Annotated in this window: 17 protein-coding genes and 2 pseudogenes; 12 read left to right on the forward strand and 7 right to left on the reverse strand. The window is 65.4% G+C overall.

Features of this window, described 5'->3' with window-relative positions:
* Positions 1-2 precede the first annotated feature (2 nt).
* From rplP to VEIS_RS06220, 4 genes are all read left to right on the forward strand, one after another.
* Positions 3-419, forward strand: coding sequence for a 50S ribosomal protein L16 (rplP, locus tag VEIS_RS06205; RefSeq protein WP_011809049.1), 417 nt, complete (start codon positions 3-5; stop codon positions 417-419).
* A gap of 16 nt (positions 420-435) precedes the next feature.
* Positions 436-630, forward strand: coding sequence for a 50S ribosomal protein L29 (gene rpmC, locus VEIS_RS06210; RefSeq protein WP_011809050.1), 195 nt, complete (start codon positions 436-438; stop codon positions 628-630).
* Between the two features lie 9 nt (positions 631-639).
* A complete protein-coding gene (rpsQ, locus tag VEIS_RS06215) occupies positions 640-909 on the forward strand; it encodes a 30S ribosomal protein S17 (RefSeq protein ID WP_011809051.1) in 270 nt (89 codons plus the stop codon).
* Between the two features lie 177 nt (positions 910-1,086).
* A complete protein-coding gene (locus tag VEIS_RS06220; RefSeq protein ID WP_011809052.1) occupies positions 1,087-1,593 on the forward strand; it encodes a peroxiredoxin in 507 nt (168 codons plus the stop codon).
* A 6-nt stretch (positions 1,594-1,599) separates the two neighbouring features.
* On the opposite strand, the gene VEIS_RS06225 is transcribed toward VEIS_RS06220, so the two are convergent.
* Both VEIS_RS06225 and VEIS_RS06230 read right to left on the reverse strand, forming a co-directional pair.
* Positions 1,600-2,091, reverse strand: a complete 492-nt coding sequence (locus VEIS_RS06225; RefSeq protein ID WP_011809053.1) for a GNAT family N-acetyltransferase — start codon at positions 2,089-2,091, stop codon at positions 1,600-1,602.
* Between the two features lie 44 nt (positions 2,092-2,135).
* Positions 2,136-2,813, reverse strand: coding sequence for a cytochrome b/b6 domain-containing protein (locus tag VEIS_RS06230; protein ID WP_011809054.1), 678 nt, complete (start codon positions 2,811-2,813; stop codon positions 2,136-2,138).
* 192 nt (positions 2,814-3,005) lie between these two features.
* Between VEIS_RS06230 and VEIS_RS06235 the strand changes: the two genes are divergently transcribed.
* Positions 3,006-3,461: a c-type cytochrome gene (locus VEIS_RS06235; protein ID WP_011809055.1), complete on the forward strand. Its 456-nt coding sequence runs from the start codon at positions 3,006-3,008 to the stop codon at positions 3,459-3,461.
* An 82-nt stretch (positions 3,462-3,543) separates the two neighbouring features.
* On the opposite strand, the gene VEIS_RS06240 is transcribed toward VEIS_RS06235, so the two are convergent.
* Complete coding sequence (locus tag VEIS_RS06240; protein WP_011809056.1) at positions 3,544-4,047, reverse strand: TlpA family protein disulfide reductase; 504 nt, start codon at positions 4,045-4,047, stop codon at positions 3,544-3,546.
* Between the two features lie 201 nt (positions 4,048-4,248).
* On the opposite strand from VEIS_RS06240, the gene VEIS_RS28335 reads away from it, so the two are divergent.
* The 5 genes from VEIS_RS28335 to ptsP are packed head-to-tail and all read left to right on the forward strand — an operon-like array spanning position 4,249 to position 8,467.
* On the forward strand, positions 4,249-4,482 hold the full coding sequence (locus VEIS_RS28335) for a hypothetical protein (protein WP_157048416.1): 234 nt from the start codon (positions 4,249-4,251) through the stop codon (positions 4,480-4,482).
* On the forward strand, positions 4,479-5,960 hold the full coding sequence (locus VEIS_RS06245) for an MFS transporter (protein WP_011809057.1): 1,482 nt from the start codon (positions 4,479-4,481) through the stop codon (positions 5,958-5,960). Before VEIS_RS28335 ends, VEIS_RS06245 begins: the two co-directional genes overlap by 4 nt.
* Positions 5,957-6,409 (forward strand): PTS sugar transporter subunit IIA, encoded by a 453-nt coding sequence (locus VEIS_RS06250; RefSeq protein WP_011809058.1) that lies wholly within the window; start codon positions 5,957-5,959, stop codon positions 6,407-6,409. Before VEIS_RS06245 ends, VEIS_RS06250 begins: the two co-directional genes overlap by 4 nt.
* Positions 6,378-6,647 carry an HPr family phosphocarrier protein gene (locus tag VEIS_RS06255; protein ID WP_011809059.1) on the forward strand — a complete coding sequence of 90 codons (270 nt, stop codon included), beginning with the start codon at positions 6,378-6,380 and terminating at the stop codon, positions 6,645-6,647. Before VEIS_RS06250 ends, VEIS_RS06255 begins: the two co-directional genes overlap by 32 nt.
* A 41-nt stretch (positions 6,648-6,688) precedes the next feature.
* Complete coding sequence (gene ptsP, locus VEIS_RS06260; RefSeq protein ID WP_011809060.1) at positions 6,689-8,467, forward strand: phosphoenolpyruvate--protein phosphotransferase; 1,779 nt, start codon at positions 6,689-6,691, stop codon at positions 8,465-8,467.
* Between the two features lie 451 nt (positions 8,468-8,918).
* On the opposite strand, the pseudogene VEIS_RS24670 reads toward ptsP, so the two are convergent.
* The 3 genes and pseudogenes from VEIS_RS24670 to VEIS_RS06270 form a co-directional block, all read right to left on the reverse strand.
* Positions 8,919-9,377, reverse strand: a pseudogene (locus VEIS_RS24670) (IS5 family transposase); the annotation flags it as partial.
* 162 nt (positions 9,378-9,539) lie between these two features.
* A pseudogene (locus VEIS_RS29615) lies at positions 9,540-9,764 on the reverse strand (IS5/IS1182 family transposase); the annotation flags it as partial.
* Positions 9,765-9,799: 35 nt separating this feature from the next.
* Positions 9,800-10,813 carry an AraC family transcriptional regulator gene (locus VEIS_RS06270; RefSeq protein WP_011809062.1) on the reverse strand — a complete coding sequence of 338 codons (1,014 nt, stop codon included), beginning with the start codon at positions 10,811-10,813 and terminating at the stop codon, positions 9,800-9,802.
* A gap of 152 nt (positions 10,814-10,965) precedes the next feature.
* Here VEIS_RS06270 and VEIS_RS06275 point away from each other — a divergent pair, with 152 nt between their 5' ends.
* Positions 10,966-11,925, forward strand: a complete 960-nt coding sequence (locus VEIS_RS06275) for a 3-hydroxyacyl-CoA dehydrogenase (RefSeq protein ID WP_011809063.1) — start codon at positions 10,966-10,968, stop codon at positions 11,923-11,925.
* Positions 11,925-12,077: a hypothetical protein gene (locus VEIS_RS25645; protein ID WP_157048417.1), complete on the forward strand. Its 153-nt coding sequence runs from the start codon at positions 11,925-11,927 to the stop codon at positions 12,075-12,077. Before VEIS_RS06275 ends, VEIS_RS25645 begins: the two co-directional genes overlap by 1 nt.
* Before the next feature lie 90 nt (positions 12,078-12,167).
* On the opposite strand, the gene VEIS_RS06280 is transcribed toward VEIS_RS25645, so the two are convergent.
* Positions 12,168-13,529, reverse strand: a complete 1,362-nt coding sequence (locus tag VEIS_RS06280; RefSeq protein WP_041949845.1) for a TrpB-like pyridoxal phosphate-dependent enzyme — start codon at positions 13,527-13,529, stop codon at positions 12,168-12,170.
* Between the last annotated feature and the right edge of the window lie 6 nt (positions 13,530-13,535).

Raw genomic sequence — 13,535 nt, forward strand, 5'->3', positions numbered from 1 at the left:
GCATGTTGCAACCTGCTCGCCGCAAATACCGCAAGGAGCAAAAGGGCCGCAATACCGGTGTCGCTACGCGGGGTGCTACCGTAGCCTTCGGTGATTTCGGTCTCAAATGCACCGACCGTGGCCGGCTGACGGCCCGCCAGATCGAGGCGGCACGCCGTGCGATCTCCCGCCATGTCAAGCGTGGCGGCCGCATCTGGATCCGCGTGTTCCCGGACAAGCCCATTTCCACCAAGCCCGCCGAAGTGCGCATGGGCAACGGCAAGGGCAACCCCGAGTACTACGTGGCCGAAATCCAGCCCGGAAAAATCGTTTTCGAGATCGTCGGTGTGCCCGAAGAACTGGCCCGTGAAGCCTTCCGCCTGGCGGCCGCCAAACTGCCGCTGCGCACCACCTTCGTCAGCCGTCTGATCGGCGCCTGATTCAGGAGAACCCGCCATGAAAACCACTGAACTGCGCGCAAAAGATGTCGCCGGCATCGAAGCCGAAATCAAGGCCCTGCAAAAAGCCCATTTCAGCCTGCGCATGCAAAAGGCAACCCAGCAACTGTCCAACACCAGCACGCTGCGCACCACCCGCCGAGCCATCGCCCGGGCCAAAACCATTCTTGCGCAAAAGCAAGCCGCCCACTGAGGAGCACCCATGACGGAAGCCCAAAAATCCCTCAAGCGCACCCTGATCGGCAAGGTGGTCAGTGACAAGCGGCAAAAGACCGTGACCGTGCTGGTCGAGCGCCGTGTCAAGCACGAGCTCTACGGCAAGATCATTGCCCGTTCGAGCAAGTACCACGCCCATGACGAAAAGGGCGAATACAAGCTGGGCGACATGATAGAAATCACCGAGAGCCGTCCGCTGTCCAAAACCAAGAACTGGGTGGCCAGCCGCCTGGTGCAAAAGGCCGGCCTGCTGTAAGCGGCCGCGCCACAGCCGGCGCTGCGGGCCGACACAATCTCCCGCGCCCGGCAAAGCCTTTCGCAACGACCCACAATGTGGGTCGCTTTGCTTTGTGCGGGCTTGTGGGGGCCATTCCCCGGCAAGGTTTCCTGGCAAAGCCCCCTGTTGAATCCACCATCCAGAGGAGAGCCAGCCATGATCAAAGTCGGAGACCGCCTGCCCGCAACCACGCTGATGGAGTATCACGAAGTCGAAGGCCCGGGCTGCAGCGTGGGCCCCAACCCCGTGCCCGTTGTCGAGGCCACGGCCGGCAAGACGATCGCGCTGTTTGCCCTGCCGGGCGCGTTCACGCCCACCTGCTCGGCCCGGCATCTGCCCGGTTATCTGCAAAAGGCCGATGAATTCAAGGCCGCAGGCGTTGACGAAATCTGGTGCATCAGCGTCAACGACGCCTTCGTGATGGGGGCCTGGGCGCGTGAGCAAAAGAGCGCCGGCAAGCTGCGCCTGCTGGCCGATGGCGATGCCACCTTCACCAAGGCCACCGGCCTGACGCTCGATCTGAGCGGCAAGGGCCTGGGACTGCGCAGCAACCGCTACTCGATGCTGGTGCGCGATGGCAAGGTGGTCACGCTCAACGTCGAAGCCCCGGGCCAATTCGAGGTGAGCGGCGCAGACCGGCTGCTGGCCCAGGCCAAGGGCTGACAGGCTTCAGGAAATGTCGGCCTTGAGGTAATGCGCGCCCGCGATCGGGTTGTGGTAGTAGGGCGCAATCGCGGCAAAGCCCAGGTCGGTGTACAGCGTGCGGGCCGATTCCATGTCGTCGAGCGTGTCGAGCAAGACACAGGCGTAGCCAGCTTGCCGGGCCCGGTCCAGCGTGGCCTCGGCCAGCTCGCGCCCCAGGCCGCGACGGCGAAACGCCTTGCGCACGTACAGCCGCTTCATTTCGCTGGCGTTGGGGTAATCGGCGCTGTCCAGCGGGCGCAACGCGCAGCAGCCGGCAATGGCGCCCTCGACTTCGGCCAGCAGCAGTGCACCGCGCGGCGCTGCATAGTCGCCGGGCAGTTGCGCCAGCTCGCTCTCGAAGTTCTGGAAGCACAGGTCCACACCGAGGCTGTTGGCGTACTCGCGAAAGATCTGGCGCACCGCTTCCATCTCGGCGGGCGAGGACGGGGTGCGCAGGGTGACGGCAGGCGGGTCCACGACGCGGGTTCAAACGATGACAGCCCGCAGTGTAGCGAGTTCGCTCACCAGCCTGCGGCTGATGCCAGTGATGACAGCCACCATGACAGCCCGGCACACAGGGCCAGCAGCAGCAGCGCTGCGACCCGGCTGCCGAGGTCATCGCGCGAGGGGGCGACGGCGCTGGCCAGCAGCTTGTCGCCATCGAGCATCGGCCGGATCAGCCGCCGCCGCACGCGCACATAAAACACGATGGCCAGCAGATGCAGGCCCGCCAGTCCCAGCACCAGATACTGGCCGATGCCCTCGTGGTAGCTCGTCATCTGCTCGACCACCGCGTTCGATACCCGTGCTGACAGCGGCCCGGCAAAGGCGATCTCGTCGTCGCTGAACAGGCCGGTCCCGACCTGCGCCAGCAGCACTGCCAGCAAGGAGAACACCGACAGCGCGCCCAGCGGACTGTGGCCAACGTCGTCCTGCGGGTGGGGCATGCCGCGCAGGTAGCGCAGCAGCCGCGCCGGCGAATACAGGAAGGCCGCAAAGCGCGACCAGCGCCCGCCGACCAAGCCCCAGACGATGCGAAACAGCAGCAGCGCCAACACCACATGGCCCAGGCGCAGGTGCCACAGCATTGCGTTGCCGCCCAGTTTGCCGGTGATGACCAGCGCCACCACACAGGCGGCCAGCGCCCAGTGGAAGATGCGGGTCGGAAGATCCCAGATGCGGACGGTGTGCTGCGTCATGGTGCGTGCTGTGTCATGATGTGTGCGGTGTGATGTGCCGTGCTCGGCAGCCTGGGCATGTATGGTCGCACGGTGCGCGCGGCCCGGTCAACCCGGAATGACCGGCCCGCAGCACAGTCGCCATCAAACCGGCATACTCCGGCGGCGTTACAAAAATTTGCTCTCGTTCCACCCACGAAAAAGGAAATTCCGATGAAAACCCTTGCTGCGTTGACCCTGGCCGCTGCGGCCTTGACCTTTTGCGCCCCGGCTGCGGCCCAGTTTGCCAAAACCGAGGACGCGATCAAATACCGCCAGAGCGCGCTGTTCGTGATGGGCCAGCATTTCGGCCGCCTGGGCGCCATGGCCACCGGGCGTATGCCGTTCGATGCCAAGGTGGCGCAAGACAATGCCGCACTGCTGGCCCAGCTTGCCAAGCTGCCTTGGCCCGCTTTCAGTGCCGGCACCGACAAGGGCGCGCCTACCAAGGCCCGGCCCGAGGTCTGGGCCGAGCCGGCCAAGTTCAAGGAACATGCCGAAAAGATGCAAGCCGAAACCGTCAAGCTCGCTGCCGCTGCGCAGACCGGAAGTCTGGACAGCCTCAAAGCCGCATTTGGCGCCACCGCCGACTCCTGCAAATCCTGCCATGACAGCTTTCGGGCCAAGTGACGGCTCCGGCGACGATCTTCGGCAGCTGTATTTTTGATGGCTACAGGTGCTTGATCTACCTGGCGCAGGAGGGCGATTTGACTCAGCTTTGCGCCAGTAGCTGCTCGATCAACCGGTGCAGCGCAGGAAAATCGGGAGCGCCGACGAAGCTCTTGACGACCTCGCCGCGCTTGTTGACCAGAAAGCTCGTTGGTGTCAGGCGCACATCGCCCCAGTCCCGGGCCAACTGGCCGGTGTTGTCGATGGCCACCTTGAAGGGTAGCTTGCGCGTTGCGGCAAAGTTCACCACGTAGCTCGGGGGGTCATAGCTCATGGCCACGGCCAGGGTGTCGAAACCCTGCGTGTGGTACTTGTCGTAGGTAGCCGCGAGCGCGGGCATTTCGGCCACACAGGTGCTGCAATTGGTGGCCCAGAAATTCACCAGCGTCACCTTGCCGCGCAGATCGGCCATCGATTGGCGCGAGCCGTCGAGCAGCACAAAGGTCGATTCGGGCGCTGCATGGCCGCCCATGTCCAGGTACAAATAGGCGCCGACGGCCACAAACGCTGCAACTGTCACACCCGCTGCCCACTGCTTGATCGCCATGACTGCACCATCCATACCAAAAGACAAGGCCGGATTGTGCCGCACGCCGGAGTTTGGCTACGCCGGTGGCGCTGCGGCCGCATTGCCGATCATCGACCGATGAACCGCACATGGATCCCTGGGCGGCAGCGGCGCATCCCCCGCAACGGGGCGGCGCCAGCGGCTCGGCCAAGACCGTGGCGCCTGGTGTGCCGGCGTCTAGTGTCGCGTCACCGATCATCTGTCGGTCTGCGCTGGCCATCGAAGCGCATCGCGGCGTTGCATCGCTTGCCAATACGCTCGGTATTGGCTGCGCGATGCGCCTTGCGCTACGCTCCGATGGCTGCGCGCAGCCTGCGACATCTGATCGGTGACGCGACACTAGGCGGGCGTCAGATGCGGCAGCCATTGCAGGCCCCGTGGCGCGCGCAGGGCGCGATGGAGCCATGGCCATGAGCGCCGCCCGGCCGCCCGAAGGCGCTCATACCGTAGCCGAAGGCGAAGGTACTCCAGTGAGCCAGTTGCTGCCGCGGCCGGTTGCCATCACCGTCTTTTTGGCCCTGGCTTTCGCGTATTTCCTGTCGGCTTTGGTGCGGGCTGTCACCGCCACGCTGGCGCCGACATTGGCGCCGGAGTTTGCGTTGCAGGCGCGCGATCTGGGTCTGCTGGCCGGGGGTTACTTTCTGGGCTTTGCCGCCATGCAGTTGCCATTGGGCCGCTGGCTGGACCGCCATGGTCCGCGCAAGGTATTGCTGGGTTTTCTGGGCTTGGCCGTGCTGGGCTGCCTGGTGTTCGCGGCGGCCACCGGCTTTTCGGGTCTGCTGGCCGGGCGCGTGTTGTGTGGCGCAGGCGTCAGCGCCTGCCTGATGGCGCCGCTCACGGGCTATCGCCGCTGGTTCGCGCCCCAGGCGCAGATGAGTGCCAATTCCTGGATGCTGATGATGGGCTCGCTGGGCATGGTGGCCTCGACGCTGCCGGTGCAATGGGCCTTGCCGCTGTGGGGCTGGCGGCCCTTGTTCTGGGCCTTGGCGGCCCTGATCGCGCTGGCCATGGTGGTGATTGCGCTGCGGGTGCCGGGCTGGGCCAGTGGCACCGACGGCGCAGGTCGCGCAGGTGGCACCGATGACACAGGCGGCGCTGCGGCCTCGGGTTACGCCCTGGTGTGGCGCCACCCGTACTTTCAGCGCCTGGCACCGCTGGGCTTTTTCTGTTACGGCGGCATGATGGCCATGCAGACACTGTGGGCCGGGCCCTGGATGCAGCGCGTGGCGGGCTATACGCCGCTGGAGTCTGCGGCCGGCCTGTTCGGCATCAATGTCGCCATGCTCGGCGTGTTCTGGACCTGGGGCATGGTCAACCCCTGGCTGCTGCGCAAGGGCTGGGGGGCCGATCGGCTGCTGGCCCTGGGGCTGCCGTTGAGCCTGGCAGTGCTGCTGGGCATCATCATCGCCGGACCCCGGGCCGGGGGTGGCGCCTGGGCGCTGTATTGCGTGTCGTGCACCTGCGTGGCGCTATCGCAGCCGGCACTGGCGCTGGCGTTCCCGCAGGCGCTGGCCGGACGCGCGCTATCGGCCTTCAACCTGGTCATTTTTGCCGGCGTGTTCACGGTGCAATGGGGCATCGGCCTGGCGGTGGATGCGTTTGTTGCCGTGGGGGCCACAGATTTCGCCGCCGGGCCGCCCCAAGGCGAAATGCGACCCCCTCGGGGGGCAGGGAGCGAAGCGACCGTGGGGGCCACAGGTTTCGCCGCCGGGCCGCCCCAAGGCGAAATACGACCCCCTCGGGGGGCAGGGAGCGAAGCGACCGTGGGGGCCAACACCACGGCGGCTTTTCAGGCGGCGATGGCACTGTACTTGGCGTGCAACGCGGCGGCCTACGCCTGGTTTCTGTTTCGGGGCCAGCGCCATAATGCGCGGCAAACCCCCGTCCCATGAGCACCACCAGCATCCTCATCATTGCCCATGCCCCGCTGGCGCACGCTTTGCGTGCATGTGCACTGCATGTGTTTGCCGATTGCGCGGACAGCGTGGCCGCATTGGACATACTCCCCCACCAGCCCCCCGAAGAGTCACTGGCCCAGGCGCGCATCATGCTCGACCAACTGGGCGCGGACAGCACGCTGGTGCTGACCGACCTGTTTGGCGCCACGCCCTGCAACATCGCGCAGCGCCTGGTCGACGGCCTGCGCTCGCGCCTGGTGGCCGGGGTCAACCTGCCGATGCTGCTGCGTGCCGTGAGCTACCGCTGCGAGCCTCTCGATGCGGTGGTCACCCGCGCTGTCGTGGGTGGCGCGCAAGGGATCATGCAGGTGGCCGTCAGCGCACCGCAGAACCAGAACCGCCGTTACCGACATGATCAAGACCCGAACCATCATCAGCAATAAACTGGGCCTGCATGCCCGCGCATCGGCCAAGCTCACCAAGCTGGCCGGCAGTTTCCCCTGCGACGTTTTCATGCGCCGTGGCGAGCGCCGCATCAACGCCAAAAGCATCATGGGCGTGATGATGCTGGCCGCCGGTCAGGGCGCCGAAGTCGAAATCGAAACCAGCGGCGAGCGCGAGCAGGAGGCGATGCAGGCCCTGCTGGCCTTGATGGTCGACAAGTTTGGCGAGGGCCAGTAGAGCATGTCGCGCCCTGCCCCCGGCGACCCGGCAACGGCACCATGACCTTTTCCATCCACGGCCTTGCAGTGGCGCGCGGCATTGCCATCGGCCGCGCGGTGCTGGTGGCGTCCGGCCGCGCGGATGTGGCGCATTACTTCGTGCAGCCCGAGCAGGTCGAGGACGAAATCGAGCGCGTGCGCCGCGGGCGCAATGCGGTGGTCGAGGAATTGCAGCGCCTGCAGGTCGAGATGCCCGCCGATGCGCCGCACGAGCTCACGGCGCTGCTCGATGTGCACCTGATGCTGCTGCAAGACGAAGCGCTCACCGGGGGCGTCAAGCACTGGATCACCGAGCGCCTGTACAACGCCGAATGGGCGCTGACCACGCAGTTGGAAGTCATCGCGCGCCAGTTCGATGAGATGGAGGACGAGTACCTGCGCGAACGCAAGGCCGACCTGGAGCAGGTGGTAGAGCGCATCCTGCGCCACATGAAGGGGGTCGCGCTCCCGGTGGTGCCGCCGGCCCACAGCCCGCGCCGCAAGACACCGCAGGGCCTGCTGCCGAGCGACATGCTCGACACGCCGCTGGTGCTGGTGGCGCACGACCTCTCGCCTGCCGACATGCTGCAATTCAAGCAAAGCGTGTTTGCCGGCTTCGTCACCGATGTCGGCGGCAAGACCTCGCACACCGCCATCGTGGCGCGCAGCATGGGCATCCCGTCCGTGGTCGGAGCGCGCGCTGCCAGCCAACTGGTGCGCCAGGACGACTGGGTCATCATCGACGGCGATGCCGGCGTGGTGATCGTCGATCCCTCGCCCATCATCCTGGCCGAATACGGCTTTCGCCAGCGCCAGGCCGAACTGGAACGCGAGCGCCTGACCCGGCTGCGACACACCTGCGCGATCACCAGCGACGGCCACAAGGTGGAACTGCTGGCCAATATCGAGCAGCCCGGCGACGCGCTGGCCGCCGTGCGCGCCGGGGCCGTGGGCGTGGGCCTGTTTCGCAGCGAATTCCTGTTCATGGGCAAGAGCGGTCACCTGCCGGGCGAAGACGAGCAATACCGCGCCTACTGCGAGGCCATAGACGGCATGCAGGGCCTGCCGGTCACCATCCGCACCATCGACGTGGGCGCCGACAAGCCGCTGGACAAGGGCCACAAGGACAACCACCTGAACCCGGCCCTGGGCCTGCGCGCCATCCGCTGGAGCCTGGCCGACCCGGTGATGTTCCGCACCCAGCTACGCGCCGTGTTGCGCGCTGCCGCGCATGGCAAGGTCAACCTGCTGTTTCCGATGCTCGCGCACCAGCATGAGATCCGGCAAACGCTGGCGCAGGTCGATCTGGCCCGCGCCGAGCTCGATGCGCGCGGCGCGCCTTACGGCCCGGTGCAGCTCGGTGCAATGATCGAAGTGCCTGCCGCCGCGCTGATGGTGCGCAGTTTCCTGAAGCATTTCGACTTTCTGTCGATCGGCACCAACGACCTGATCCAGTACACGCTGGCCATAGACCGGGCCGACGAAGCCGTGGCCCATTTGTACGACCCGCTGCACCCGGCCGTGCTGCGCCTGGTGGCGGACGTGATCGCCCAAGGCCAGGCGCAGGGCAAAAGCGTGTGCGTGTGCGGCGAAACCGCAGGTGATGTGGGCATGACGCGCCTGCTGCTGGGCCTGGGCCTGCGCAGTTTCTCGATGCACCCGGCGCAGATTCTGGCCGTCAAGCAGGAGGTGCTGCGCGCCGATACGCGCAAGCTCGCCCCCTGGGCGCAGCAGGTGCTGCAAGGCGATGAGCCTGAGGACTGGCGGGAGCCCGTTGAAGCACGAAGACAAGGCTTCTGAGGCAGGCAGGCGGCCAAGGCATTGGATGCGCAGGCGGAAATGCGTGGCGCCGAAAGACCCCGCGAGCGGGCGAGAAAATCGCATCATTGCGCCGCGAGATGAAAGCAGCAAATGAAAATCCAGCTTGGCTGTTGCCCTCAGTCTCTATCGCCGCAATACGGGGAGCTAGCCTGCGGCGCCGAGCAAGATGCTGGATAGAGGCCGCCATCGTGTGGTTGCGCTGGCCTCTGGTGGCATGCAGAAGGCGTACGTTGCTCCAGGTTGAATCCATGCGCTCGTGACGCCGCGGGGCCTTCTGCCAACTTGAATCGCCGACAAGCGCTTACAGCCATCCCTGTCATTCGATTGGCGATGCGCGCGATGTCAGCCGCGATACCACTGCCGTTCACGCGCTCATTGGTGCAGTCCTTGGCCACCGCGCCTTGGACCCGATCAGGTCTTGTTGCGAGGCATAGGCGCTGTCGCCGTAGACCTCTTGCTCGGCGCGGTGCAGCAACTGGGGCAGCGGGTGCTTGTCATGCACGTGGGCTGCGGTCACCACGGCGCTGTGCGCAAGCCCGGTCTTGCTGTCTACGCCGATGTGCAGCTTCATGCCGAAGTACCACTGCTGACCCTTGCAGGTCTGGTGCATCTCCGGATCGCGCTCGCCCTCGGCATTCTTGGTCGACGAGAGCGCGGAGATGGCGGTGGCATCCACGATGGTGCCGGTGCCCAGCTTCATGCCCTTGTCTTGCAGCACTTGCCCAACCTGGGCGAAAAGCGCAGCGCCCAGGTCATGCTGCTCCAGCAAGCGCCGGAACTTCAGCAGGGTGGTGCCGTCGGGCACGCGCGCGCAGCCCAGATAGATGCCCACGAAGCGGCGCAGGGCCACGCTGTCCAGCAGTGCCTCTTCGCAGGCTTCGTCGGCTAGTGTCGCGTCACGGATCAGATGTCGTAGGCTGCACGCAGCCATCGGAGCGCAGCGCAAGGCGCATCGCGCAGCCAATACCGAGCGTATTGGCAAGCGATGCAACGCCGCGATGCGCTTCGATGGCCAGCGCAGACCGACAGATGATCGGTGACGCGACACTAGGTTGAACCAGTGCCGCACGAAGTACATGCGCAGCATGCGCGCCAGCCGCACCGGTGGCCGGCCGTTGCCCGCCTTGGGGTAGAAGGGCTCGATGACAGCGCACAACTCGGCCCACGGCACGACGCGCTCCATGGTCACCAGGAACTCGTCACGCCGCGTCTGGCGGCGATAGCGATCAAAGCTTTCGGACTGGTCGGCGGCGATGGCGAGGGTCTGTTGCTTCAACAAAACATAACGCCTGATAAAAGCGTGCGGTTGCCCTATTCAGCGTAGCCCAAAAGGCCCCGGCGCAGTTGCCGGGGCGAGACACCGAACCAGCGCTGGCAGGCGCGCGTGAGCACCGACTGGTCCGCATACCCCAGCAACTGCGCGATATGGCCGAGGCTCAGATCCGGCTGCTCCAGCAACTGACGGGCCCAGGCCTGGCGAGCGGCCTCGCGCAGTTTCTCGAAGACCGCGCCCTCGGCCTGCAAGCGCCGCTGCAACGTGCGCGGGCTCTGCCCCAGGGCGCGCGCTACCGCGCCCAGATCCGTCGTGCCCATGCGAACCAAACTGTCCAACACGCCGCGCACATGGTCTGCCGCACTGCCATCCCGTCCCGGCGACGATCCGAGCAGAAAACGTTCGACAAACTGCTGCAGCAGCCGGTTGTGGCGCGGCATGGGCTGGCGCCAGGCCTGTGGGTCGATGGCAATGCCGTCGAACGCAGCATTGAACCGCGGCAACTGCCCCAGGTGCCGCCGGTACTGAGCGCTGCTACCCACGGGGGCGTGGCGGCAGTAGATGACGGTTGGGCGCAGCGCGCCTGCGGACAACACATCGGTCAGGCGGCACAAGTAAGCCACGCAGATTTCCGCGAACTGCGGCGCGTCGGGCAGGGGCTGCTGTCGCTGGAACACTTCCAGGCATTCCAACCCCTCGCCGGGCGCCATGAAGGTCCGGTAACCCAGCGTGGTGGTGTGGAAGCGGATGTACTTGGCTCCCTGCAACATGCCTTCGCGCACGGTGGGTGCGGACTGGATGACCAGTCCCAGCAGACCCAGGGTATCTATGCTCTGTATGGCGCACAGGCGCAGGCCGAAATCAGGCGCACCCAGCGTGCGTGCGGCCGCCTCAATCGCCAGGGCCGCGCATCGGGTGGGCAGGTAGCGCTCGGGATTGACCAAATCGCCAGGGGCGAGGCCGCCCGTGCGCAGGATGGCCGCCGGATCGCCCCCGCAGCGGCGCACCAAGTCTTCGAAACCGGCCATCCCGGCAGCGCGTACCAGACTCATGGAGCAGGAATAACAAACATAGGGCGGGAGCGTGCGCGTGGCGTGGCGTGGCGTGGCGTGGCGTGGAACATCAAAATTATGTCGCGTAAACACAAGTAACGCCAGAGGGGTTAGACCTAACATTTCCCCGTCATACAACTAAGGAGACAACCATGTCCTATGTGAACCATCTGACCGTCCTGGGCGCAGGCGTACTGGGCGGCCAGATCTCTTGGCATAGCGCCTTCAAGGGAAAAAGCGTCGTCGTGTACGACATCTCGGAAGAGGCACTGGCGCGCTGCCGTGCGGCGCAAGCGCACTATGCGGCCATCTACCAGACCGATGCGGTCGGCGCCAGCGAGGCCGACGTGGCGGGCGCGCGGCAGCGCTTGACCTTCGCAACCGACCTGGCCAGCGCCGTGGCCAGCGCCGATCTGGTCATCGAAGCCGTTCCGGAGATTCCGCAGGTCAAGACCAGCGTCTACCAGCAAATGGCGCCGCTGCTGCCGGCCCACACCTTGATCGCCACGAATTCGTCGACGTTTCTGCCAAGCGATTTCGCCGCGGCCACCGGCCGGCCCGACAAGTTTTGCGCATTGCACTACGCGAACTACATCTGGGCGGCCAACCTGGTTGAAATCATGCCGCATGCGGCGACGGCGCGGACCACGCTCGACGACGTCACCCGGTTTGCAATCGAGACGGGCATGGTGCCGATTCCCGTCGGCAAGGAACACAACGGCTACGTGCTCAATGCATGGTTCGCACCCTTGGTGACTGCGGCCCAGGCCCTGGTGACCAATGGCATCACCACGCCCGAGGTCGTGGACCGGACGTTCCTGATCGCGAACCCGGGCGCCCGGATGGGCCCGATGGGCATGATGGACGTCGTCGGCATGAAGACCTGCTACGACGTGAGCATGCACTGGGGCCAGGTGCTGGGCGACCGGCAACAGTTGGCCAATGCCGAGTACATCAAGACCCATCTGATGGACAAAGGGCGCATGGGCATGCTGTCGGGCAAGGGCTACTACGACTATCCGAATCCCGCTTACGAAGATGCGGGCTTCCTGTCGGTGCCGCCCCTGTCACAGCTGTCCAAGATTGTGGATCGCTGCATCCCTGCGGCCTAGTGTCGCGTCACCGATCATCTGTCGGTCTGCGCTGGCCATCGAAGCGCATCGCGGCGTTGCATCGCTTGCCAATACAGCTCGGTATGGGCTGCGCGATGCGCCTTGCGCTGCGCTCCGATGGCTGCGCGCAGCCTACGACATCTGACCGGTGACGCGACACTACGCGCCCGACGGCGCGCACTGCCGCTTTCTCCGTATCGACGGCAGGCCGACAGACATGCCGTCGATTGCGCTGGCGAATATCAGGAAACGGATGGCAGGCCGGCGAGCGCCGTCGCCAGTTCGGTTTCATCGTAAGTCTTGTCGGTCAATTGCTGCGCGTTGAAATCCTGATACGCGCTCATGTCGAAGTGGCCGTGTCCCGACAGATTGAACAAAATGGTCTCCGCCCGCCCCTCGCGCTTGCAGCGCAACGCTTCCTGAATGGTGCAAGCAATCGCATGGTTGGCTTCCGGTGCCGGGATGATGCCTTCGCAGCGCGCAAACAGCCGGCCAGCGCCGAAGCATTCGGTTTGATGGTAGGCCATTGCTTCGATGAGGCCCAACTCGCGCAGATGCGACACCAACGGCGCCATGCCGTGATAGCGCAGCCCGCCCGCATGAAGTCCCGGCGGCGTAAAGCCCGATCCCAGCGTGTGCATCTTCGCCAGCGGCGTGATGCCGGCTGTATCGCCGAAGTCATACGCATAGCGCCCGCGTGTCAGCGACGGACACGCCATGGGTTCCGCCGCAACGTAGCGGCGCGCCCGCCCGCCGCGCAATTGCAAGCCAAGAAACGGAAACACCAGACCGGCGAAATTGGACCCGCCGCCGGTGCACGCGACGATCACGTCGGGGTCGTCGCCCGCCATTTCCATTTGCATCAGCGCCTCCTGCCCAACGATCGTTTGATGAAGCAGCACATGGTTCAAGACCGAGCCGAGCGCATAGCGCGTGTCGGGTGTTGCCACGGCGGCCTCGACGGCCTCGGAGATCGCGATACCCAGCGAGCCGAGGTGATCGGGAGCTCTGGACAGTACGGAGCGGCCAAACCCGGTTTCTGTCGATGGCGACGCCAGGCAGCGCGCGCCGTAGGTTTCCATCAGCGCTCTGCGGTACGGTTTTTGATCGTATGAGATGCGCACCTGAAAGACGGTAACGTCCAGTCCGAAAAGCTGCCCGGCGAAAGCGAGAGACGCCCCCCATTGGCCTGCGCCTGTTTCCGTGGTCAACCGTTTGATGCCGGCCTGCTTGTTGTACCAGGCTTGCGGCACGGCGGAATTTGGCTTGTGCGACCCGGACGGCGATACGCCTTCATTCTTGTAGTAGATGCGCGCCGGCGTATCGAGCGCCTGCTCCAGCCGGTGCGCGCGAATGAGCGGCGACGGGCGCCACAGGCGATACACGTCACGCACCGCGTCGGGAATCGGAATTTCCCGCTCGACCGACAACTCCTGCCCGATGATCGCAGGCGGAAACAGCGGTGCGAGGTCGCTGGCCTGTATAGGCTGGCGTGTGCCGGGATGAAGCATCGCAGGCACAGGCTGCGGCAAGTCCGCAGCAAGGTTGTACCAAACGCGGGGCAGCCTGGGTTCGTCAAGAACGAAGCGGGTGGGCTGGTTCATGGTGCT

The organism is Verminephrobacter eiseniae EF01-2, from assembly GCF_000015565.1.
Classification (GTDB): domain Bacteria; phylum Pseudomonadota; class Gammaproteobacteria; order Burkholderiales; family Burkholderiaceae_C; genus Acidovorax; species Acidovorax eiseniae.

What these genes read in the sequence shown, in the direction of transcription:
- rplP (WP_011809049.1), top strand. Translation starts at nt 3, where the DNA reads ATGTTGCAACCTGCTCGCCGCAAATACCGCAAGGAGCAAAAGGGCCGC.
- rpmC (WP_011809050.1), top strand. Translation starts at nt 436, where the DNA reads ATGAAAACCACTGAACTGCGCGCAAAAGATGTCGCCGGCATCGAAGCC.
- rpsQ (WP_011809051.1), top strand. Translation starts at nt 640, where the DNA reads ATGACGGAAGCCCAAAAATCCCTCAAGCGCACCCTGATCGGCAAGGTG.
- VEIS_RS06220 (WP_011809052.1), top strand. Translation starts at nt 1,087, where the DNA reads ATGATCAAAGTCGGAGACCGCCTGCCCGCAACCACGCTGATGGAGTAT.
- VEIS_RS06230 (WP_011809054.1), bottom strand. Translation starts at nt 2,813, where the DNA reads ATGACGCAGCACACCGTCCGCATCTGGGATCTTCCGACCCGCATCTTC.
- VEIS_RS06235 (WP_011809055.1), top strand. Translation starts at nt 3,006, where the DNA reads ATGAAAACCCTTGCTGCGTTGACCCTGGCCGCTGCGGCCTTGACCTTT.
- VEIS_RS06240 (WP_011809056.1), bottom strand. Translation starts at nt 4,047, where the DNA reads ATGGCGATCAAGCAGTGGGCAGCGGGTGTGACAGTTGCAGCGTTTGTG.
- VEIS_RS06245 (WP_011809057.1), top strand. Translation starts at nt 4,479, where the DNA reads ATGAGCGCCGCCCGGCCGCCCGAAGGCGCTCATACCGTAGCCGAAGGC.
- VEIS_RS06250 (WP_011809058.1), top strand. Translation starts at nt 5,957, where the DNA reads ATGAGCACCACCAGCATCCTCATCATTGCCCATGCCCCGCTGGCGCAC.
- VEIS_RS06255 (WP_011809059.1), top strand. Translation starts at nt 6,378, where the DNA reads ATGATCAAGACCCGAACCATCATCAGCAATAAACTGGGCCTGCATGCC.
- ptsP (WP_011809060.1), top strand. Translation starts at nt 6,689, where the DNA reads ATGACCTTTTCCATCCACGGCCTTGCAGTGGCGCGCGGCATTGCCATC.
- VEIS_RS06270 (WP_011809062.1), bottom strand. Translation starts at nt 10,813, where the DNA reads ATGAGTCTGGTACGCGCTGCCGGGATGGCCGGTTTCGAAGACTTGGTG.
- VEIS_RS06275 (WP_011809063.1), top strand. Translation starts at nt 10,966, where the DNA reads ATGTCCTATGTGAACCATCTGACCGTCCTGGGCGCAGGCGTACTGGGC.
- VEIS_RS06280 (WP_041949845.1), bottom strand. Translation starts at nt 13,529, where the DNA reads ATGAACCAGCCCACCCGCTTCGTTCTTGACGAACCCAGGCTGCCCCGC.